20 protein-coding genes are annotated in these 22,196 nt (G+C 61.6%); 13 read left to right on the forward strand and 7 right to left on the reverse strand.

The window, feature by feature from the left end; all coding sequences use genetic code 11:
- Positions 1-12 precede the first annotated feature (12 nt).
- The 7 genes from Q1A53_RS03550 (at position 13) to Q1A53_RS03580 (ending at position 9,966) form a co-directional block, all read left to right on the forward strand.
- The gene (locus Q1A53_RS03550) at positions 13-1,599 is read left to right on the forward strand and encodes an ABC transporter substrate-binding protein (RefSeq protein ID WP_299962978.1); all 1,587 of its coding nucleotides are present in this window, start codon (positions 13-15) and stop codon (positions 1,597-1,599) included.
- Positions 1,600-1,666: 67 nt separating this feature from the next.
- Complete coding sequence (locus Q1A53_RS03555) at positions 1,667-2,611, forward strand: ABC transporter permease (RefSeq protein ID WP_299962979.1); 945 nt, start codon at positions 1,667-1,669, stop codon at positions 2,609-2,611.
- Positions 2,611-3,489 carry an ABC transporter permease gene (locus Q1A53_RS03560; protein WP_299962980.1) on the forward strand — a complete coding sequence of 293 codons (879 nt, stop codon included), beginning with the start codon at positions 2,611-2,613 and terminating at the stop codon, positions 3,487-3,489. The genes Q1A53_RS03555 and Q1A53_RS03560 overlap by 1 nt, the downstream gene beginning before the upstream one ends.
- Positions 3,489-5,087 (forward strand): ABC transporter ATP-binding protein, encoded by a 1,599-nt coding sequence (locus tag Q1A53_RS03565; protein WP_299962981.1) that lies wholly within the window; start codon positions 3,489-3,491, stop codon positions 5,085-5,087. The genes Q1A53_RS03560 and Q1A53_RS03565 overlap by 1 nt, the downstream gene beginning before the upstream one ends.
- 17 nt (positions 5,088-5,104) lie before the next feature.
- A complete protein-coding gene (locus Q1A53_RS03570; protein ID WP_299962982.1) occupies positions 5,105-6,493 on the forward strand; it encodes an amidase in 1,389 nt (462 codons plus the stop codon).
- 174 nt (positions 6,494-6,667) lie between these two features.
- Positions 6,668-7,654: a TAXI family TRAP transporter solute-binding subunit gene (locus Q1A53_RS03575; RefSeq protein ID WP_299962983.1), complete on the forward strand. Its 987-nt coding sequence runs from the start codon at positions 6,668-6,670 to the stop codon at positions 7,652-7,654.
- An 89-nt stretch (positions 7,655-7,743) separates the two neighbouring features.
- Positions 7,744-9,966: a TRAP transporter fused permease subunit gene (locus Q1A53_RS03580; RefSeq protein WP_299962985.1), complete on the forward strand. Its 2,223-nt coding sequence runs from the start codon at positions 7,744-7,746 to the stop codon at positions 9,964-9,966.
- 3 nt (positions 9,967-9,969) lie between these two features.
- Here the strand turns inward: Q1A53_RS03580 and Q1A53_RS03585 are convergent, their stop codons facing one another.
- The 7 genes from Q1A53_RS03585 to Q1A53_RS03615 all read right to left on the reverse strand — a co-directional run bounded on the left by Q1A53_RS03585 (position 9,970) and on the right by Q1A53_RS03615 (position 15,070).
- A complete protein-coding gene (locus Q1A53_RS03585) occupies positions 9,970-11,031 on the reverse strand; it encodes a DUF1513 domain-containing protein (RefSeq protein WP_299962987.1) in 1,062 nt (353 codons plus the stop codon).
- A 242-nt stretch (positions 11,032-11,273) separates the two neighbouring features.
- Positions 11,274-11,519 (reverse strand): DUF1289 domain-containing protein, encoded by a 246-nt coding sequence (locus Q1A53_RS03590; protein WP_299962989.1) that lies wholly within the window; start codon positions 11,517-11,519, stop codon positions 11,274-11,276.
- A 169-nt stretch (positions 11,520-11,688) separates the two neighbouring features.
- Positions 11,689-12,948, reverse strand: a complete 1,260-nt coding sequence (locus tag Q1A53_RS03595; protein WP_299962991.1) for an imelysin family protein — start codon at positions 12,946-12,948, stop codon at positions 11,689-11,691.
- Positions 12,949-12,981: 33 nt separating this feature from the next.
- Positions 12,982-13,464 (reverse strand): hypothetical protein, encoded by a 483-nt coding sequence (locus Q1A53_RS03600; protein WP_299962993.1) that lies wholly within the window; start codon positions 13,462-13,464, stop codon positions 12,982-12,984.
- Positions 13,461-13,637 (reverse strand): hemin uptake protein HemP, encoded by a 177-nt coding sequence (gene hemP / locus Q1A53_RS03605; RefSeq protein WP_299962995.1) that lies wholly within the window; start codon positions 13,635-13,637, stop codon positions 13,461-13,463. Before hemP ends, Q1A53_RS03600 begins: the two co-directional genes overlap by 4 nt.
- On the reverse strand, positions 13,637-13,810 hold the full coding sequence (locus Q1A53_RS03610; protein WP_299962997.1) for a hypothetical protein: 174 nt from the start codon (positions 13,808-13,810) through the stop codon (positions 13,637-13,639). Before Q1A53_RS03610 ends, hemP begins: the two co-directional genes overlap by 1 nt.
- 363 nt (positions 13,811-14,173) lie before the next feature.
- Positions 14,174-15,070: a hypothetical protein gene (locus Q1A53_RS03615; RefSeq protein WP_299962999.1), complete on the reverse strand. Its 897-nt coding sequence runs from the start codon at positions 15,068-15,070 to the stop codon at positions 14,174-14,176.
- Between the two features lie 570 nt (positions 15,071-15,640).
- On the opposite strand from Q1A53_RS03615, the gene lepA reads away from it, so the two are divergent.
- From lepA to Q1A53_RS03645, 6 genes are all read left to right on the forward strand, one after another.
- On the forward strand, positions 15,641-17,440 hold the full coding sequence (lepA, locus tag Q1A53_RS03620) for a translation elongation factor 4 (protein WP_299963001.1): 1,800 nt from the start codon (positions 15,641-15,643) through the stop codon (positions 17,438-17,440).
- A 295-nt stretch (positions 17,441-17,735) separates the two neighbouring features.
- The gene (locus Q1A53_RS03625; RefSeq protein ID WP_299963003.1) at positions 17,736-17,912 is read left to right on the forward strand and encodes a hypothetical protein; all 177 of its coding nucleotides are present in this window, start codon (positions 17,736-17,738) and stop codon (positions 17,910-17,912) included.
- 502 nt (positions 17,913-18,414) lie between these two features.
- Entirely contained in the window at positions 18,415-18,876 is a 462-nt protein-coding gene (gene mobC, locus Q1A53_RS03630; protein WP_299963005.1) for a plasmid mobilization relaxosome protein MobC, read from the forward strand.
- A complete protein-coding gene (locus tag Q1A53_RS03635; RefSeq protein WP_299963007.1) occupies positions 18,873-20,150 on the forward strand; it encodes a relaxase/mobilization nuclease domain-containing protein in 1,278 nt (425 codons plus the stop codon). The genes mobC and Q1A53_RS03635 overlap by 4 nt, the downstream gene beginning before the upstream one ends.
- 97 nt (positions 20,151-20,247) lie before the next feature.
- Positions 20,248-21,921: a type IV secretory system conjugative DNA transfer family protein gene (locus Q1A53_RS03640; RefSeq protein WP_299963009.1), complete on the forward strand. Its 1,674-nt coding sequence runs from the start codon at positions 20,248-20,250 to the stop codon at positions 21,919-21,921.
- Between the two features lie 53 nt (positions 21,922-21,974).
- Positions 21,975-22,196 (forward strand): transposase (locus Q1A53_RS03645; RefSeq protein ID WP_299963011.1); only part of this gene is annotated, 222 nt, incomplete at its 3' end.

Raw genomic sequence — 22,196 nt, forward strand, 5'->3', positions numbered from 1 at the left:
GAGACGATGATTATGCTTGGAATATTCAAGCGTCGCACACTGTTGGCCGCTGCGCTGGCCGTGCCGTTCGGGATAGGAGCGCTGCCCGGGATGGCACAGGCCGAGACTGTGCTGCGGGTCATCCCGCATGCGGATCTCAAGAACCTCGATCCGATCTGGACCACCGCCTACATCACGCGCAACCACGGCTATATGATCTACGACACGCTGTTCGCGATGGACGAAGATTTCAAACCGCAGCCGCAGATGGTCGACAGCTGGGAGACCTCCGAGGACGGGCTGACATGGACCTTTGTGCTGCGCGACGGGCTCACATTCCACGACGGTGCGCCGGTGACGGGGACGGATGTGGTCGCCTCACTGGAACGCTGGGGCGCGCGGGACGGCATGGGCCAGCAGCTCTTTGCCAATATCGCGAGCCTGGAGGCGACGGATGACCAGACCGTCGTGCTGACGCTGGCCAATGAATACGGTCTGGTGCTTGAAAGCATCGGCAAGATCTCTTCCAACGTGCCGTTCATCATGCCCGCGCGGGTCGCGGCAACCGATCCCTTTGAGCAGATCACCGATTTCACCGGTTCCGGTCCGTTTGTCTTCCAGGAGGATGAATGGGTCCCCGGCAGCACCGTCGTCTACACCAAGTTCGAGGATTACGTGCCTCGCGAGGAGCCTGTCTCCGCCGCCTCCGGTGGCAAAGTCGCCAAGGTTGACAAGGTCGTGTGGACCTATTTCCCCGATCAGACCACCGCTATGAATGCGCTGATGGCGGGTGAAGTGGATTTCTTCGAGCAGCCTGCCAACGATCTCGCGCCGCTCCTGGAGGCGAACCCGGATGTCACTGTTGAGGTCAACGACCCGCTGGGCAATATCGGTTTTGCGCGCTTCAACCACCTGCTGCCACCCTTCGACAATGCAGATGTGCGTCGCGCGGCCCTCAAGGCCATGAAGCAGGAAGACTACATGGCCGCGGCCATCGGCGATCCGAAGTTCTGGAAGACCTGCTATTCGGTCTTTCCCTGTGGCACGCCGCTGGACAACGATACAGGTTCGGAGGTGATGGCCACGGGTGACATCGACGCGGCCAAGGCGGATCTTGATGCCGCTGGCTATGACGGCACCCCCGTTGTGATCATGCAGCCTACGGACATCCCCGTGCTGTCGGCCTTCAGCCTGGTGACGGCGGAAAAGCTGCGCAATGCGGGCTTTGAGGTCGAAGTGCAGGCGATGGACTGGTCCACGCTCACGTCCCGCCGCGCGTTGCGAGATCCGGTGGCCGATGGCGGCTGGAACATGTTCCACACCTGGTGGATCGGCGCCGATGTGATCGACCCAATGGCGATTGCCTTCTCCGGCAACCCGGATGCGGGCTGGTTCGGCTGGGCCGAGGATGCGGAGCTGGAAGAAGCGCGTGCAGCCTTTGCCGTGGCAGAGACACCGGAGGAGAAGGCCGAAGTGGCGGCCAAGGTGCAGGACCGTCTGTGGTCGATCGGGGCGTCGGGTCAATTGGGGCAGTTCTTCACCCCCGTGGCCTACCGCAACAACGTCAGCGGTCTGATCAAATCGCCGGTCCAGTTCTTCTGGAACATCTCGGTCGAGTGATCTGATGCGATAGGCTGGCGCGGGCACGGACCCGCGCCACTCCCCTCCCCTTGCCAAAAGGACCGTCATGACGCGCTACATCACGATGCGTGTTCTCTCCACCATCCCGGTGATGGTGCTGGTCGCACTTTTTGTCTTTCTCATGCTGCGCCTGGCGCCGGGTGATCCAGCCTCCGTGATCGCGGGCGACTATGCCACGGCCGAGGATGTGGAGCGCATCCGCCAGCAGCTGGGTCTCTCTGATCCCATCGTGGTGCAGTTTGTCCGCTGGGTCGGCCAGCTGGTGCAAGGCGATCTGGGCACGTCGATCTTTTCCGGTAAACCGGTGACAGAGCTGATCGGCCAGCGGATCGAGCCCACCATGTTGCTGGCGCTGACCACCATCAGTTTCGCCGTCGTGGTCGCCGTGCCGCTCGGCACCATCGCGGCGTTTCGCGCAGGCTCGCTCCTCGACCGGTTCGTGATGCTGTTCTCGGTCAGCGGGTTCTCGGTACCCGTCTTCGTGCTGGGCTACATCCTGATCTACACGTTCTCCATGACGCTCAAGATCCTGCCGGTCCAGGGGTATAAATCCCCTTTCACCGAAGGGTTGGGGCCGTTTCTCTATCATATCACCCTGCCCTCGGTGACGCTGTCGGTGATCTTCATCGCGCTGATTGCGCGGATGACCCGCGCATCGGTCATCGAAGTGCTGGAGGAGGACTACATCCGCACCGCCCGCGCCAAGGGTCAATCCGAAATGACCATCCTGATGCGCCACGCGCTGCGCAACGCCGCGGTGCCCGTGGTCACGGTCATCGGCATCGGCATCGCCCTGCTGATCGGCGGCGTGGTAGTGACCGAAAGCGTTTTCAACATCCCCGGGCTGGGGCGGCTGGTGCTGGATGCGGTGCTCGCACGCGACTATCCGATCATCCAGGGGCTCATCCTCTTTTTCAGCTTCGTCTACATCTTCATCAACCTGATGATTGATCTCAGCTACACGGTGCTCGACCCGAGGATCCGTTACTGATGGCAGATCACGCAACCGACATTGAGCCGCCCGCCGCCGCAAAGGAGCTGAGCCTCGCACAGATCGCCCTGCGCAACCGTGGCGTCTTCTGGGGAGGAGCCGTGCTGGTGGTGATCGCGCTCTTTGCCCTGATCGGGCCGTGGTTCGTGAGCGATCCCACAGCGCTGAACCCCATCAACCGGCTGAAACCGCCGGGCAGCAACGGGCTTTTCGGCACGGATATGCTGGGCCGCGATGTCTACTCACGCGTTATCAACGGTGCGCAGGTCTCGCTGATCGTGGGGCTTTTTGTTGCCGTGATCGCCGTGGCGCTCGGCCTCTTTCTGGGGCTGATCGCGGGCTACATCCGGTTGATGGACGCCCTGATCATGCGGCTGATGGACGGTCTGATGTCGATCCCCGCAATCCTGCTGGCGATCGCGCTCATCTCACTTTCCGGCGCCACGCTGACGACGGTGATCATCGCCATCGTGATTCCGGAAATCCCCCGCGTCGTCCGCCTCGTCCGCTCCGTCGTGCTGACCGTGCGCGAGGAACCTTATGTGGAGGCCGCCATCGCCGCGGGCACTCGCATACCAACGATCCTGATGCGTCACGTGCTGCCCAACACCATCGCGCCGCTCATCGTGCAGGCGACCTATATCTGCGGCTCGGCGATGATCACGGAATCAATCCTCGGGTTTCTGGGCGCAGGCATCCCGCCCGAGATCCCATCTTGGGGCAACATCATGTCCGAGGGGCGCACGTTCTTTCAGCTGACCCCCTGGATCATCTTTTTCCCCGGCATCTGCCTTGCGGTTACGGTGCTGGCCGTGAACGTGGTGGGCGACGGGCTGCGCGACACGCTGGATCCGCGCATCGCAAGGAACATGCGCTGATGGCCGTGCTGGAGGTAGACGGGCTGACCGTGGCGCTGCCCAAGGGGGCCGATCGTCCCTTTGCGGTGGAGGATGTAACGCTGAGCGTCGGCGCGGGCGAGATCCTCTGCATCGTGGGAGAGAGCGGATCGGGCAAATCCGTCACCGCCTTTTCGGTGATGGGGCTGGCGGATCGGCGCGCGCTGACCCCTGTTGCAGGGGCCATCCGGCTGGAAGGTGAGGATCTGCTGGAGGTAACCGACGCGCGCCTGCGCAAACTGCGCGGCGAGCGGATGGCGATGATCTTTCAGGAACCGATGACAGCGCTCAACCCCGTGCTGCGCGTGGGTGACCAGATCGCCGAGATGCTGGAGATCCACGCGGAGATGTCCGCCACCGAGCGCAAGCAGCGCGTGCTCGTCAGCATGAACGATGTGGCCCTGCCCGATCCGGAAAAGATGTACCGCTCCTACCCGCATCAGCTGTCGGGTGGGCAGCGTCAGCGGATCATGATCGCCATGGCGCTGGTGCTGGAGCCGCAGCTGCTGATTGCGGATGAGCCGACAACCGCGCTCGATGTGACAACACAGGCCCAGATCCTGGAGCTGATCAAGGACATCCAGCAGCGCAAGGGCATGGCGGTGATGTTCATCACCCATGACTTCGGCGTGGTCGCTGAAATCGCCGACCGGGTGGCCGTGATGAAACACGGTAAAATCGTGGAACAGGGCACCGTGGCCGAGGTGCTGGGCGCACCCAGGGATCCATATACGGCCAAGCTCATCGCTGCCGTGCCCTCCATGACGCCCCCCGAACGCCAGCCTGCCCAAGGCAACATCGCGCTGGAAACGGATGATCTCGTCAAGACCTACGGCACCGCCGGTCTGCTTGGGACAGGCCGCGTGGTGCAGGCGGCCCGCGACGTGGATCTGACCGTGCGGCGGGGCGAGACGCTGGGCATCGTCGGCGAGAGCGGCTCGGGCAAATCCACAGTCGCGCGCTGTGTCATGCGGCTCATCGACCCCACCTCGGGGGCCGTGCTGATCGACGGCGAGAACATCGCCAGCCTGTCCGAGGGCCAGCTGCGCCCGCACCGCAAGGACATCCAGATCGTCTTTCAGGACCCTTACCGCTCGCTCAACCCGCGCCGCACCGTGGGGCAGAGCATCGTGGAAGGGCCGGTGAACTTCGGCCTCTCCATGACCGAAGCACGCGACCGCGCGGCGGATCTGATGCGGATCGTGGGGCTTTCGGCAGAGGCGCTCGATCGCTTCCCGCATCAGTTCTCCGGTGGGCAGCGCCAGCGCATCTGCATCGCCCGCGCGCTCGCGATGGAGCCGGAGATCCTCGTGGCGGATGAGGCCGTCTCGGCCCTCGATGTGTCGGTGCAGGCGCAGGTGCTCGACCTGCTCGATGATGTGCGCAAACGCTTTGATCTGGCGATGCTCTTCATCACCCACGATCTGCGGGTCGCGGCGCAGATCTGCGATCGCATCATGGTGATGAACAAGGGCGAAGTGGTGGAGACGGGCCCGACAGCTGCCGTCTTTGCCGATCCGCAGCACGCCTACACCCGCGCCCTGCTGGCCGCCGCCCCGGGCCAGAAGGCGCCGGCCTGACGCACGGCGGGGACCCTATGGAGAGCTTTCTCGACTGGGACGCGCACCGCCTGACCGCCGCACTCACCACGCGGGCGCTCTCGGCCACAGAGGTGATGCGCGCCACGCTTGAGCGTATCGCCCAGGTCAATCCCGCCGCCAACGCCATCGTCTCGCTGCGGGGCGACGACGCCCTGATGGTCGAGGCCGCCGCGGCGGACGCAGGCGCGGTCAAAGGCCCCCTGCACGGCGTGCCCCTCGCCGTGAAGGACCTCGCGAACGTCGCCGGTTTGCCCACGACCATGGGCAGCCCGGCCCTGGCAGATCAGATCGCCACGACCAGCGACATCATGGTGCAGCGGATGCAGGACGCGGGCGCCATCGTGATCGGCAAGACCAACACGCCCGAATTCGGGCTCGGCAGCAACACGTTCAACCCCTTGTTTGGCATCACCGAAAACGCACTGGCGCCGGGGATGACCGCAGGCGGGTCCTCCGGCGGGGCAGCGGTGGCCCTCGCCCACCGCATGGTCTGTCTGGCGGATGGCTCGGACATGATGGGCTCGTTGCGCAACCCCGCAGGCTGGAACGGTGTCTACGGGCACAGGCCGACCTGGGGCCTGGTGCCGGGGAATGCGGCCGGGGATCTCTTTGCCCATCCGCTGTCGACACTGGGGCCGATGGCACGCTGTCCGCAGGACATCGCGCTTCTGCTGGACGTGCAGGCCGGGCCAGACCCGCGCCTGCCCTTCGGGAGGGCGTCAGCCGGTTTCGCGCGTAAGCTTGGGGCCGATGTCACCGGGCGGCGCATCGCCTGGCTGGGTGACTGGGGTGGCGCCTATCCGATGGAGGCGGGCGTGCTCGACAGCGCCGCTGGCGCCCTCGCCCATCTGGAGGCTTCGGGCTGCACCGTGGAGCCTGCCGATCCTCCCTTCCCTGCCGCGGCGCTCTGGGAGGCATGGACCACGCTGCGCGCATGGTCGGTCGCCGCCTCGCTGCGCCCGCTCTACGAGGATTCCGCAACGCGCGACCGGCTCAAGCCCGAGGCCATCTGGGAGATTGAACGCGGCCTCGCGCTCTCCGGCCAGGAAATCCAGCGCGCGAGCGCCCTGCGGTCGGACTGGTTCCGCGCCACCGCCCGGTTCTTTGACCGTTTCGACGCCTTCGTGCTGCCCACCGCGCAATGCTGGCCTTTCCCCGCCGATATGCACTGGCCGCACGAGATCGCGGGCGTTCGGATGGACAGCTATCACCGCTGGATGGAGGTGGTTATCCCGGTGAGCCTCATCGGCCTGCCCTGTCTTGCCGTTCCCATCCCGGGACCCCGCCCGATGGGATTGCAGATTGCGGCCCGACAAGGGAATGATCTCGGCGCCTTGCAACTGGGGGCAGCGTGGCACCGGCAGATCCCATCCTCTCACCCGTGAGCTGCGGCAAATGTCTGCGCTAACACTCCAAATTGATGGCCCGGGCCCCGAAGACGGACCGAATACCGTTGTGAGCTACCCGCTTTGGACCTATTCATGCACTAGTGTCCGCACCTATGCGGGCCAGACCAATAGGCCCCACCAAGGGTCACGCATAATAGTGGAGGATACCTCATGAAAACGGCAGCACTTATCGCCGCAACGGCCCTGACCGCCACGGCAGCCTTTGCCGACGGCCACCAGGACCGGACCGGCTGGCCGCAAAGCTTTACCGTCGCCACCGCCTCGCAGGGTGGCACCTATTTCGCCTATGGCTCGGGCTGGGCGAACCTCGTGGCCGAGGAACTGGGCCTGACAGGTGGCGGTGAAGTCACCGGCGGCCCCGGCCAGAACATGGCACTGGTGCACACCGGTGACGCGCAGTTCGGCATGACCACCATGGGCCCCGCAGCCGAAGCCATCGCCGGTGAAAGCCCCATCGCGCCCGGTCTGCAGATGACCAACGCCTGTGCGATGTTCCCCATGTACCAGACGCCCTTTTCCGTGACGGCCCTGTCCTCCTCGGGGATCACGGCTGTGTCGGAAATCCCAGATGGCGCGCGCATCGGCTTTGGTCCGGCCGGCTCCACCTCGGATACGTACTTCCCTCGGATGATGGAGACGCTGGGCGTTGATTTCGAACGCCGCAACGGCTCTTGGAGCGATCTGGGCGGGCAGTTGCAGGACGGTCTGCTGGACGTGATCGCCTTTGCCGCCGGTGTGCCTGTGCCGGCGGTCAGCCAGCTTGAAGTGCAAACGGATGTGAACATCATCGAGTTCACCGAGGAAGAGCAGGCCACGATCATGGAAGCTTTCCCCGTGGCAGCCTTTGACATCGCCGCCTCCACTTACAGCACGCTGGAGGATGACGCGCGCTCGGTGTCCATGTGGAACTTTGCCATCGCCAACTGCGATCTGCCTGACAGCTTCGTCAATGCGGTGGTGGACATCATCATGTCCGACAACGAGCGGATGATGAACATCCACAAGGCCGCACGCTCCACCCTGCCCGAGAACTGGGACAAGAACGGTGGCGTGATCGACTGGCACCCGGGAGCAGCGAAGTGGTTCATCGAGAACGCGGGCGCCGACATCCCCGCAGATCAGATCCACGGGAACTGAACCAACTGACGAGGGCCGCACCGATGAGGTGCGGCCTTTCTTGATTGCTGCCGCCCGGTGCGGCGGGACCGGCCCGAGGGAGAGCGGTGATGAGCAATGTGGCACAGGATCAGGATCAGGTGGACGGCCCCATCAGCGCCGATGGCGTCGATGAAGAACCGGTCGAAAGCAACCGCCGCCTCTTCACCGGCAACACCTACTTCGTGGTTGCAGTCATTGCGGGCGTCTATGCGATCTTTCACATGGCCGTGCTCAACGGCTGGTCGATCCGCGGCTGGACGGGCATCGACATCCCCTTTCTGCCGGTCTTTCCGATGGAGACCTGGAATTTCCGCATTGTCCACATCGCGGGCGCGCTGATTCTGGGCTTTCTGCTCTATTCCGCGCGCGCCTTTCCGGAGCAGGACAAACCCGGTCGCCATCCGCTCGATCTGCTGTCATGGCTGCTGATGCTGCCCGCGCTCTACGCCTGTTACACGGCGCTCGGCTTTGCCACGGACATCGCGGGCGGTGTGATGTGGAACGGGATCGATCCCGCCATCCGCGCCGCGGAGATCTGGCACTACGGTGTGCCGCTCATCGGGGCCTCCGCCCTCGGCATTGTCATCGGCTGGATGAGAACGCGCACGCGCGGACAAATCTTGCCTGCCGACCTGCTCTTGTGCATCTGCGCCGTCGGTGTCGCGATCTATCTGATCACCATCTTTGGCACGCTGATGCGCAATGCCACCGGCACGCCCTTTGCGCCCATCGGTATGAGCCTCGCCGCCGTCGCGGGCACACTGCTGATCATGGAGATGACGCGGCGTGTCGCAGGCCTTGCCCTGATCGTGATCGCGGGGATCTTCCTTGTCTACGTCTTCGTGGGGGACCTACTGCCAGGGTTCCTCAATGCGCCCGATATCGCCTGGGAACGGTTCTTCAGCCAAGTCTACACCGACGCGGGCATCCTCGGGCCGACAACCGCCGTCTCCTCCACCTATATCATCCTGTTCATCATCTTTGCGGCCTTCCTGCAGGCCTCCAAGGTGGGTGAATACTTCGTCAACTTCGCCTTTGCCGCCGCCGGGCGCGCACGCGGTGGCCCAGCCAAAGTGTCGATCTTTGCCAGCGGTCTGATGGGCATGATCAACGGTACCTCCGCCGGTAACGTCGTCGCGACCGGATCGCTGACCATCCCGCTGATGAAAAAGGTGGGCTACAAGCCTACCACTGCGGGTGCGGTCGAGGCCGCCGCCTCCACCGGGGGTCAGATCATGCCGCCGATCATGGGGGCGGGTGCCTTCATCATGGCCGAGATTACCGGCATCGCCTACACGGACATCGCCATCGCCGCGATCATCCCGGCAGTGCTCTACTTCGTGTCCGTCTATTTCATGGTGGATTTCGAGGCGGCCAAACTGGGCATGCGCGGCATGCGCGAGGACGAACTGCCCAAGTTCCGAGACATGGTGCGCCGGGTGTTTTTGTTCCTGCCGATCGTGATCCTGATCGCAGCGCTTTTCATGGGGTATTCGGTGATCCGCGCGGGCACGCTCGCCACGGCTGCGGCCGCCGTCGTCAGTTGGCTGACGCCTTACCGCATGGGGCCGAAATCCATCGCCAAAGCCTTCGAGCTGGCCGGGATCATGTCGATCCAGATCATCGCGGTTTGCGCCTGCGCGGGGATCATCGTGGGGGTCATCTCGCTCACCGGCGTAGGTGCGCGTTTCTCCTCCGTTCTGCTGAACATCGCCGATGCCAACCAGCTTCTGGCGCTCTTCTTTGCCATGTGCATCTCGATCTTGCTGGGCATGGGCATGCCCACCACGGCGGCCTATGCGGTGGCGGCCAGCGTGGTCGCTCCCGGCCTGGTGCAACTGGGCATCCCGGCGCTGACGGCGCATTTCTTCGTCTTCTATTTCGCCGTCGTCTCGGCCATCACACCGCCGGTGGCGCTCGCCAGCTACGCCGCGGCGGGCATCTCGGGGGCCAATCCCATGGCCACCTCGGTTGCCTCCTTCAAGGTCGGCATCGCCGCCTTCATCGTGCCGTTCATGTTCTTTTACAACAGCGCACTTCTGATGGACGGCAGCTGGTTCGAGGTGTTGCGCGCAGGCGCCACGGCCATCTTTGGCGTCTTCCTGCTGTCCTCCGGGGTTCAGGGCTGGTGGGCCGGAGCCCGCGCCGCACTCCCCATCCGGGCAGGGCTGGTGATCGTCGCGCTCTTCATGATCGAAGGCGGGCTGCTCTCGGATGTCATCGGCATTGGCGGGGCGGTCGGTCTCTTTGTGCTGGCGCGCGCGACCGGCGGTGCCCGGGCACAGACCTGACGTTTAGCCGACCTGCACCAGGTGGTTGTCAAAGGCCATGGCGTGCTGTGCGAGGCGGGTGAAACCGCCCTGCCCGATCCGCTGCACACCGCCCAGACCGTCCGTTGCCATGGCTCCGGCCACACCACAGACATCGGTCTGGCGCAGGGTGCGCGCAGCACCGCTTTCCAGATCAAAGACCTGCAGAGCATTCCCCCGCGGGAAACTCGCGACGAGCCGCTGCGCACCGAGGGCTGCAATGCTGCCGGCGTAGCCATCGAGACCGCGCAGAAAACCCTCTGCCATCGGCAGCAACGCCAACCCACCACCGGGCGTATAGACCCCGACAATCGACGGCGCTGCGAACGGATCGCCCTGCCACTGAAACGCACAGGCCACACGGCCACCGGGCAGATCCGCGATATGCCGCAGGGAGTTCTGGTGCAGCGTGGCGGGCAGCTCGGCCACATCCGCGATGCGCCCCTCCGGCGCCATCAGCGTCAGGTTAGGGCGCATCTCGTCAAGGTTCAGCTTTTCCCGGCCCGTGTCGGGATGGGTGCGGATGCCACCGTTGGCCACAGCCAGTTCCCCGGTCTGAGCGATGCGGATGATCTCATGCGGGCCGACCCCGCCCGAGGGCAGCTCTCCGATCCGCCTGTACCCGGCATCCGCGTCCCAGACGCCGATGCGCCCCGCACCAGTGGCAATGTCGTTCTCCGTGGTAAAGAGCGTCGCACCATCCGCAGAGAATGCACCGTGCCCGTAGAAATGCCGCGCCGGGGGTGTCTCCAACCGATGTGACACGCGCCCGGTCATGCAGTCGATGACCAGCCCGTAGGTACCCGGCCTGCGGGCAAAGGCCACCGCCTCGGCGCGGTTCGGATGGGCCGCAGCCGCGTGACCCCGGGCTGGCAGGGGCTGCGAGAACGCAAGACCGCCATCCGCGCGCAACCCGATCAGCGCATGGGCACCGTTTGGCAGCCGGGCACTGCTGAGATAGCGCGGGCCGCCAGCATCGGCCCACGCAGGCGGGACGCAGCTGGCCAGCGCCAGAACACCGCTCAGAAATCCCCGTCGTGACTGCATCCGTCAGATCTCCGTATTGCCCGAGTGCCAAGATCTTTGTCGCCCGGCCACCATCCACCCCGCGCGAGCTTGGGCGACCCGCCCGGCATCGTGCAGCTTTCCAAGAAAGGGCACCTTGGTGGCAAGATGGGCACGCATCGAAAGGGTCCCCGTTCGCAGTAAGCCTCGGAACCGAGCCGACACGGTGCGACCGGCCCGAGTGTTCTCAAGCCCGCCAGAACGACAATCGACAGCCAGCCCGATCACAGCACATCGCTCAGGTGCATCTTCCGCTTGGCCAGCTTCTTGCGATAGGCCGCCTGCCAATGACGGTACTTGCCCAGCTGCGCCTGCTGTGCGGTCAGCATCCGCACGAAGCCCGCGCGATGCGCATCCTTCTTCAACCCTTTGAAAAGCGACTTTTGCGCCTTGGTCATCGAGCAGCCGATGCAATGGCCTTCGCGCTTGAACTTGCACACGTCGATACAGGGGCTGGGCGTTTTGGGCATCGTCTGTCCTTGCTGAGACACAAAATAGCTGGGACCGGAAACGGTGAATTACAAGACGCGCCCGAGCGCCCTTCGGAGGGGACGATCGGGCGCGCAAGGGGCCGCCTGTCGGCAGCTCTCGCAAGGGGGTGACACCGCGGGGAACCTCTGTCACCCCCCTGCGGATCCTTTACTGAAAGACAGCGTCCGGATTATCGAGGCTGTCGGAGCCTTCGAACTCGATCTGCTCGACGCCAAGTGCCGCCACAGCCCGCTCAATGGACCGGGTCTGATCCACCAGCGCATCCACGGCCCCCATGATCAGCGCCTCGCCCGCGTCATTGCCGCGTTCCAGCATCATGTCATAGGCGAAACCGGCCTCTGCGGCGGTCTTCATCTCGGACATCTCCAGCATGGTGGTGTCGAGCTTGGCGCGCAGCTCCGCATCCACACCCGCATCCGCCTCGGCCACCAGCGCCGACAGCGACGGGCCGGAGACCACGGTGCCGTCAATCGACGTATAGCTGCCCAGATAGACGTTGCGGATGCCCATGGCGTCATAGAAATGACTGTTGTGCGTATTGTCCGAGAAGCAATCGTGCTCTTCCTCGGGATCGTTGAGCATCAGGCCAAGGCGCATCCGCTCCCCAGCTTGTTCACCGTAGCTGAGCGAGCCCATTCCGGTCAGGATCGTGCTGATCCCGGCGTTTTCGTCTGCGGTCAGTTGGGTGCGGGCCTCCCCGCCATCCTGCCATTGCGCCACCATCCATTCCAGATCGGAAACCAGCAGCTCCGTCGCGGCTGTCAGATAGTCGGCGCGGCGGTCGCAGTGTCCGCCCGTGCAGGCCTCACCCGTGGCATAATCCGTCCACGGGCGGTTGCCGGCACCAGGGCCGTGACCGTTAAGATCCTGACCCCAAAGAAGAAATTCAACAGCGTGATAGCCTGTGGCCACGTTCGATTCCACACCATCCGCCTCGTGCAGCGCCCCTTCGAGCAGCGCGGGCGTGATCTCGGCTGCATCGACCGTCTCGCCGGAGAGCGTAAAGGACGGGTTGGCAATCACATTGAGCACGGCGTATTCATTCTCGTCCGTGGCCCCGCCATAGGTCGCATCCACGTAGTCGATCAGCCCCTCATCCAGCGGCCAGGCGTTCACCTTGCCTTCCCAGTCGTCCACAATGGCATTGCCAAAGCGGTAGACCTCGGTCTGCTGGTACGGCACGCGCGCGGCAAGCCAGGCGTGTTTGGCCGCCTCCAGCGCCTCGGCGGACGGCGTCTCGGTCAGTGTCTGCACAGCGGCCAGCAGCGTCTGCGCGCTGGTCAGGCTGTCGGTATATTTGGCCAGCGCAATATCGGCATATGTGCCCAATACCGCCGCCTTATCCGCGAATGCGGGTGCGGCTGCCAGCAGCACTGTGCCCAGTGCGGTCGTCATCGTCAGTTTCATTGGTGGCTTTCCCTCTTGGTAAACTCTGTTCCGTCAGTGCAAAAGCACGACATTATCCGGACGGGTGGTGCGCGCGTGGGCGCACTGTCCCGCGTGGATCTTTTGCGTGGCCAGACCGACCTGCCCCGCCATCAGGGCAACCCGTTCCGCATGGGCCGGCAGCACCACGAGGGCTGAGACCATGGCCGCATCCCCGAGTTCGCCCTCCGCCGCCGCCCGCACGATCTGCAGGAAAACCGCCTCATCAGCGCCCAGGCAATCGCACTGCAGCCCGTGCCGCACCAACGGCCGCCGGGCAAAGGTCGAGAGTGTCCGGATCAGATCCTCGAACACGCGCATTTCCTTCGCAGCCGTGCCCTGCGGCAAGTGGAGGGCAAAGCCGTTCCAGACTGTCGCCTGCCCTTCGGGACCCTCACACCAGAGGCGCAATTCGCGCACCAGAAGGGCTTCCCAGGGGTCCAGCGCAGACAGACATCCGACCGAGACGCCTCCGTGCCTGTGACATCCGCTGCTCATTTTGTCAGGATCAGCTTGCCCGCGCGGGTAATGCGCAGGGTGTAGACCGTACCGTCGAGCACCAGGCGCGCCTGCGTTCCCTCCGGGATCAGATCACGCGCGTCATAGGCGGGCAGCTTGTCGATCTCCGCCGCGGCACGCGCGGCGTTCGGGGGTGTTTGCAACAGGCCCATCAGCGCAGCCCCTCCCGATCAAAGAGATGCTCCAGGCTGACATCGGTGGGCAACTGCCCGTCCGCGGCGCAGCACAGGCATTCCCGCGGGCAACATGCCACGACGGGACGGGGCGCGAGTGATCGTGGATAGACGCGGGCCGCGGCGTGGCGGGGGGTGCGTGAGTGGGTCATCAGTGCCTCCGGTTGGTTTGTCGGGTCCGGGCTGGCCGTGAGGCGTGGCTGGGGGGATGGGTGATCCGGCCCGGCCGGGGCCGAACCGGATCCGGCGCGCGCGGCCATCGCTCCCTGCGGGATGCCACCCGCATGTGATCTGGGGAGAAATTGGGGCATGACTCGCTCGCACCGATTTGTTTACGAAAATAGTCAGATACTGTTTCGCGGCGGAAATCAAGTAGTCTGATTGTTTTTGTCGGAAATAAGAGGCCGCCTGCTCAAAGGCCTGGCGGGCAGGGTCTTCAAGGCAACCAGGAAGGGACAGATTCTCTGGCGGCAAAGCGAGGAGAACGGCTTTGCGCGTTTTCCCGCCTTCGCGGATCAGCCACCGAGCCATTTCATGACAATTTCGACAAGGCCGTAACCGGTTGCCGCGATGCGGGTTCCTTTGTAGACACCTGACGCATCGACGTCTTTTGCGGCCTGCGACGCCCGTTGAAGTGCGTTCATCTTCGCGGAGCGTCCCGCTGCCCGGCGTATGGCGATGGCCTGTAACTCGGCCGCTTGTTCGGTTTCGACCGTCTCTGCATCAAGGTCGGTTTCGATGCTCAATCGTCCCTGTACGCGCGACTGTTCCGCGCGAATGGCGCGTGCTGTTTCCAGCCTCACATCGCGGTTCACCTCGCGGATTTTCTGTGCAATCCGCTTTTCCCAAGCCTTTCGGACGTCCGGGTGATCAGCCCTGATTTGCAACTGATGTTGCTCCAGTGATCTGGCGAGGGCGCGCAGCGCATCATCCGCGCGATACGCCGGGTCGGTCAGGTTCTGGTCGATGATGCCTCTGGCCAATCCTAGGTTCTGTTCAATTGCGTTTGGATCGTCCCGACAATGCGTCAACGTGTGATCGAGGTATTTGGACGCGGTGCACATCCGGTTGAAGTCGGACGCATTGCTGTCAGCGGCGAGCTTCAGCGAGAACTCAAGCTGTGCCAGGATGCTGTTGATAAGCTGGCTTTTGTCAAACGGCGCGGCGGTGACTTCGAACTTTCCTGTCTGCGGATCTTCGAACATCGTCTCAGCTTGTGGCAACTGATCGGCCATCCAGTCATCACGGATTTCTTGGATCCTTTCCGCAACTTTCACCTGTCCGGCGTCCCACTCCTCGGCGGTGACTTCAAACGCAATGCGTTGCGTCAAATCCCAAGGGAGTGGTGTGCCGCTAAGAATGGCCTCATACCACTCGCTCCAGAAGGACCAGTCGACCGGGTCCTTCTTCATGTGAGATTTTATTTGCTTCCAGTTTTCTTTCAGAGCTGCAGGCATTTGTGCTTTGGGCCACAGTGGGCGCCAGCGCATTATTGATGCTGTATCCTCAGATGCTGCCGAATGAAATTGAGCCCGTGTTAGCGGGTCGTCTCGATCAAGTGCGCTTATCGCATCGCCAAAAGCATAGGCGGCTTGTCGGGCGCTACCGGTAGAGTAGGAAGTGGTGAGAGCGACAGTAAGCGCAGCTTGTAGCACGTCTGGCGAAGCGTCCGCACCACCAATGCTCGTTATTGTACTTACAAAGCGGGCGCGTTCCGCAAAACTCTCCATTTCCTCTGGCTGCGCTGTTGATGCCCTAGAACAAATTAACAACCGCCGGCATGTTTTACAGAAGTTCTCTGGCGTGCTTGAAGCCTGCCATTTCCAGTGCAGCGGTAGAACCCTGAGCGCGCACCGCACGGCAAACCATATCCTTGTCTGATGGTCCTGCGTTTCCAACCACGCTTCAGCGCTTTCTTCGTCCGTTATCTCTACCCGCGCAACCACCTTGACCACCCCACAAAACCCCTACATATCCAGACCATGACACCGCTTTCACATATCCGCAATTTCTCCATCGTGGCGCACATCGACCACGGGAAATCGACGCTGGCCGACCGGCTCATCCAGTCCACCAACACGGTGGCGGACCGGGATATGAAGGAGCAGATGCTCGACAGTATGGACATCGAGCGCGAGCGCGGCATCACCATCAAGGCGCAGACCGTGCGGATCAACTACACGGCGCTCAATGGTGAGGACTATGTGCTCAACCTCATCGACACGCCCGGCCACGTGGATTTCGCCTATGAGGTCTCCCGCTCCATGCGCGCGGTGGAGGGCTCGCTGCTGGTGGTGGACAGCACCCAAGGGGTCGAGGCGCAGACACTCGCCAATGTCTACCACGCCATCGAGGCGGATCACGAGATCGTGCCGGTGCTCAACAAGATCGACCTGCCGGCCTCCGATTGCGACCGGGTAGCCGAGCAGATCGAGGATGTGATCGGCATTGACGCCTCAGAGGCCATTCAGGTGTCAGCCAAGACCGGGCAGGGGATCACCGAAACGCTGGAGGCGATTGTGGCCACGCTGCCTGCGCCCAAAGGTCAGCCGGACGCGCCGCTCAAGGCGATGCTGGTGGACAGCTGGTATGACAGCTATCTGGGCGTGATCGTGCTGGTGCGCATCATGGACGGTCAGCTCAAAAAAGGCGACCGGATCCGGATGATGCAGAACGGATCGGTCCATCATGTGGACCGCATCGGGGTGTTCCGGCCCGCCATGACCGAGATTGACGCTCTGGGTCCGGGGGAGATCGGCTTTCTGACCGCCTCCATCAAGCAGGTGCGCGACACGCGCGTCGGCGATACCATCACCCATGAGAAGAAACCGACCGACACCGCCCTGCCCGGCTTCAAGCCGAGCCAGCCAGTGGTCTTCTGCGGGCTCTTTCCTGTGGATAGCGCTCAGTTCGAGGATCTGCGCGACGCCATCGAGAAACTGGCGCTGAACGATGCGAGCTTTTCCTACGAGATGGAGACCTCTGCCGCTCTGGGCTTTGGATTCCGCTGCGGGTTCCTTGGGCTCCTGCATCTGGAGGTGATCCGCGACCGGATCGAGCGTGAATATGACATCGAGCTGATCACCACGGCGCCCTCGGTCATCTACCATATCCACCTCAAGGACGGGGAGATGCTGGAGCTGCACAACCCTGCCGACATGCCGGATCTCACGCTGGTCGAGCATCTGGAGGAACCGCGGATCAAAGCGACCATTCTGGTGCCGGACGACTATCTGGGCGATGTGCTCAAGCTCTGCCAGGACCGACGGGGCATTCAGCAGGATCTGACCTATGCGGGCAGCCGCGCCATGGTGGTCTACGATCTGCCGCTCAACGAGGTGGTGTTCGACTTCTACGACCGGCTGAAATCGGTCACCAAGGGCTACGCGAGTTTCGACTATCAGATGATCGGCTACCGCGAGGACAAGCTGGTGAAGATGTCCATTCTGGTGAACGACGAGCCGGTGGATGCCCTCTCAACGATGGTGCACCGCGACCGAGCAGAGCAGCGCGGCCGCGCCATGGTCGAAAAGCTCAAGGATCTGATCCCGCGGCACATGTTCAAGATCCCCATCCAGGCGGCCATCGGCGGCAAGGTGATCGCGCGCGAAACGCTCTCGGCCATGCGCAAGGACGTGACGGCCAAATGCTACGGCGGGGATGCCACCCGCAAACGCAAGCTCTTGGACAAGCAGAAGGCGGGCAAGAAGAAAATGCGCCAGTTCGGGAAGGTGGATATCCCGCAGGAGGCGTTTATTTCCGCCCTTAAAATGGACGGCTAAAAGGTGTCGTGTTTGAGGCGCATGAGGGACTGCCCAGCAGTCGTTTAACTGCCTTCTCTGGCATCCGCGCATTGCACTTCAATTGCCACACTTCATTCTGAGGCAAATATAGCTAGATTTATCTGCTGTTGAACGAAAATGTCTCAACGGTCGAGAGAGGGTACTTCACATGAGAGGCGTTTTGGAATGGGTCGTCCGCCTTCGTCTTGACGATGTTGGTAAGCCCGGTGCCCTTCTTCGTCGAAGAAAGCCATTCTGACACGGAACTCTGGTCGGCCTTAAAGCCATCCACCGCATGGCCACTGCCTTCAAAAAACGCAATGAAGAGCGGAAGTCACGGAAACCGCTCCTGATGGAAAAAGCGGTGCAATCGGGACAACCAGAGAAACGTCTCGATGAGATTATCAACACCACCCTCGGCGTTTCCGGCAAACTCCCTGAAACCCCGACTGGAATGGATCAATTGCCATGAAGAGGTTGGCGGTGAAACTGGTCTTCTGCAGCCCACCGGAACACGGCGGAAAAGCGGTTATCAAACCCCGCAACACTCTGATACTTTTACGTTTTTTTAGCGTCTCTCGCTGAAAAAATGAAGTGGCGCGGATGGTAGGAGAGACCTAGAACCAAGCGCTCCCATCGCTTCTTCGAAACGACTGCCGCGTGACACCAGTGCGCTGAGCTTCGTCGCTTCTGACCGAAGCGACTGTGGTGCGGATGGTAGGAGAGAACGAGGACCAAACGCTCTCATCGCTTCTCCGAAACGACTGCCGCGTGACACTATTGCGCTGAGCTTGGCCGCTTCTGTCCGAAGCGACTGTGGTGCGCTCAAGCGGAGTAAGTTCGAACGGATTTTCGGGCGATTTGGGCGGTCATCTTGGTTCTGAGAGCATTAATCTTGACGAGATTTTTGATGAGCTGGAGCGGTTGCATGAGGTGATGCAACCGCATGCGGATGAGCTACGAGGGCCTCGGCCATGAGTGGTACATCGGTGGATTTTAACAGCACTGTTACTCACTCTTTGACAGCGACGGCTGCCCACAAAAAACGCCTTGCGCCGTTGTCTTTGCGGTTGAGTGCGAATGAACGGCAGCAGCTTGAGGCTCAGGCCGGGGGGATGGCACTGGGGGCATACATCAAGTCCGTGGTTTTTGACGCGGCGGCCCCCAGATACCGCAAGCGGCACAAACCACCTGTTGCGAAGCAACAGCTTTTGGCAGAGGTTCTGGCCCGGCTGGGCGAGACACGGCACGCCAATAACCTCAATCAGATCGCTAAGCATCTCAATCAAGGGACGTTGATTGTCGATGAAGAGCTGGCCGCTGACTTGCACAAGGCGGTGGCAGAAGTGGCATGGATGCGCACGACATTGCTCAAGGCTTTGCGTGGCGCGCGGATTGATAGAGACGATCATGATGACGACGGCGGTGCGCCATGATCATTGTTGCCTCTCAGCGTGCTGGAGCGAAGGCCCTGGCTGATCATCTGATGAATGATCGTGACAATGATCATTTGACGCTGGCCACAATCGATGGGTTTATGGCCGATGATCTCCATGGGGCGTTGGAGGAAGCTGAAGCCATCTCTTTGGGTACCCAATGCACGCAGTTCATGTTCTCCGTCAGTTTGAACCCGCCTGCGGATGTCATTGCCAGTGATGAGCAGTTTGAAGAGACGGCGGAGCGCGTGGCCCAGATCATGGGACTAGAAGGCCAGCCCTATGCCTTGGTCATTCATGAGAAACAGGGTCGCCGCCATGCTCATGTGGTGTGGTCACGCATTGATAGCGACACAATGACCGCAATCAATCTGCCGCATTTCAAGTTGAAGATGCGGGATTTGTCGCGGGAGATGTTTCTGGATCATGGGTGGGAGCTGCCCAAAGGCCTGAAGAGCTATGGCCAGAAAGACCCGTTGAACTTCACCCTGTCTGAATGGCAGCAAGCACAGCGGATCGGTAGTGATCCACGTGAGTTGAAGCCTCTGTTCCAGGAGGCTTGGGCGCAGTCTGATGATGCCAAATCGCTCAAAGCCGCCCTTGCAGATAAAGGCCTCTACATCGCTAAAGGCGACCGTCGCGGCGTTGTGGCGCTTGATATCCAGGGCAATATCTATGCGCTTGCCCGGTGGACGGGTGTTAAATCCAGAGAGGTCAAAGCGCGCCTCGGTGATGCACTGGATCTACAGCCACTCAGCGAGGTTCAAAACTGGCTCAAAACCCGCAAAACATCTCAGGTGCAGAGCTTCGTCGATCAGGTTAAAAACAAACAAGCGCGTGACATGCAACCAATGCTGGAAGAACGCGCACAGATGGTCACGCAACAGCGGGCGGAACGGAGTGATCTCAAGGCTAAGCAAGACGCCCGCTGGCAGCGCGAGGTCAAAGAGCGATCAGACCGGCTCAATAAGGGCTTACGCGGGCTCTTTGATCGGATGACCGGCGCGCACCAAGCCATGGTCAAACGCAATGAGACAGAAGCGCTAGCCTGCCTGCGGCGTGATCAAGAGCAGCGCGACCGGCTCATCCATGCGCAAATGGCTGAGCGGCGGGAGCTGCAAGCCCGTGCGACGAACCTCAAAGCCAAACATATGGCAGACCGTAAAATCCTTGCACAACAGATCGTGCAATACATGAACCGATCCGCGCGGGGGCCAACGCCAGCACCATCAAGGACACGGCGGCGCAATCGCGGACCAAATATCTCACGATAGATCTTTTACCCGCACCTACCCTGCCTTCACCCCGCCTCGGGGTGGGTTTGGATGTTTAGGCCGGTGGCACGTTTTACGTCAGATGAGGAGACGTGCCATGGATTGGCGTATTTTGAGTGCAGCAAATGCCGCTGCATGTGTGTGGATTGCGATGTCGGCGGATGGGGCGATGGCGCAATCGTTCTTTCACGATCCCTTTGCGGATCAGTATCATCGCGGGTTTGATGTTGAGATGATGATGTCGCGTCTGATCACGATGGCGGTGGCCATTGGGTCCGGCTTTGCTCTGGGCTGGATATGCTCGCCTCAAGCGCAGGCCTTTCGGCGTTTGGTCGCGGTGATGGGTGTGGCCTTGGTGGTTGGCTTTGCCGTTTTGGATCACTCGGTCTTTGGCTTGGGTGCTGCATGGTTCGTGTCCGTCACAGGCTTCGGCATGGCGCTTGGCTATTGGGCCGCAGGACTGTTGCAAAGCTTCTTCGATCTGCCCACTACCTTTGGCTCCAGCCAGTGGGCGACGATTGATCATATGCAGGAGAAAGATCTGTTTGGTGATGATGGCATCATTCTCGGCTCTGTGATTGATGGCGCGGTTGAGAAGGTTTTTTCTTACAAAGGCGACCGGCATTTGCTGACCTCTGCACCCACCCGCTCAGGCAAGGGCGTGTCGCATATCATTGTCAATCTGCTCTCTTACACCGGGTCCATGCTGGTCATTGACCCGAAAGGAGAGAATGCCCGCATTACCGCCCAAGCCCGGCGCGAGATGGGCCAAGAGGTGCATTGCGTTGATCCATGGCATATCTCTGGCGAAGAAGTCTCTCGCTTTAATCCGCTCGATTGGATTGAACTGGGCGATGTTGATGCCACCGAAAACGCGATGTTGTTGGCTGATGCCTTGGTCCAAAAGAGCAATCACAGTGATGCCTTCTGGACCGAAGAAGCCAAAGCGTTCTTGCAAGGACTAATCCTGCTAGTGGCCTTTGATGAGGCCTATACCGGGCGGCGGCATCTGGGCACGGTGCGAGACCTATTGCTGCTGGGTGGTGATGAGATGGAAAAGCTGTTTCAGCAAATGGCGAACTCACCGCATCACATAATCGCCAGCACAGGGGCCAGAAGCCTGCAGAAAGAACCGAAGCTGATGGCTAGCGTGCTCGCCTCGGCCCAAGCAGAAACACACATGCTGGATTCTGCCCGGCTGCGTGAAAGCCTGTCCGCTTCGGACTTCACCTTTGAAGACCTCAAGAAGAAGCCGATGACGATCTTTCTGATCCTGCCCTCAGACCGGCTGAACGCCTTTGGCCGGTTCTTGAGACTGATGGTGCAACAAGCCATCACCGAAAACGCCCGCAATATCGAAGATATGCCTGAGAAACCCGTGCTCTTTATCCTCGATGAAATGCCCGCCTTGGGACGGCTCACCATGGTTGAACAAGCCTATGGGTTGATGGCGGGCTTTGGCATTCAGTTGTGGGGGATCACGCAGGATCTCTGCCAACTGCGCAAAGTCTATGGGCAGGATTATGAGAGCTTTATCGGCAACTCGGGTGCTGTCGCGTATTTTGGATCGCCGGATAAGACCTCGGCTGAGTATTTCTCCACCATGTGCGGTGTGACGACCGTGTGGAACTTCAGCAGTGCGGTTTCGAATGCCTTCACCTCGGCCTGGAAAAGTACCAGCACCACCGAGACCGAAACAGAAAACCGGGCGCTCACACAGCGCAAGCTAGCCTTCCCAGATGAGCTAATGCGGCTCCCAGAAAACAAGTGATCCTCCCCCACTGGAGTGGTCCTCCGCTATGTTTAGGAAAACGGAGGAATACCATGGCAAACAAGCGACCAAAGCCCGAAGAAATTGTCACGAAGTTACGGCAGGTTGAGGTTCTTTCCGGACAAGGAATGCCGCGCCTTGATGCGATCCGGCAGATTGGTGTGACTGAACAAACCTATTATCGCTGGAAGAAAAAGTACGGCGGAATGGGCGCGGATCAATTGAAGGAACTGAAGCGTCTGCAGAAAGAGAACGAGCGGCTGCGCAGGGCGGTG

It is taken from the genome of uncultured Roseobacter sp. (assembly GCF_947496515.1).
GTDB lineage: Bacteria > Pseudomonadota > Alphaproteobacteria > Rhodobacterales > Rhodobacteraceae > Roseobacter.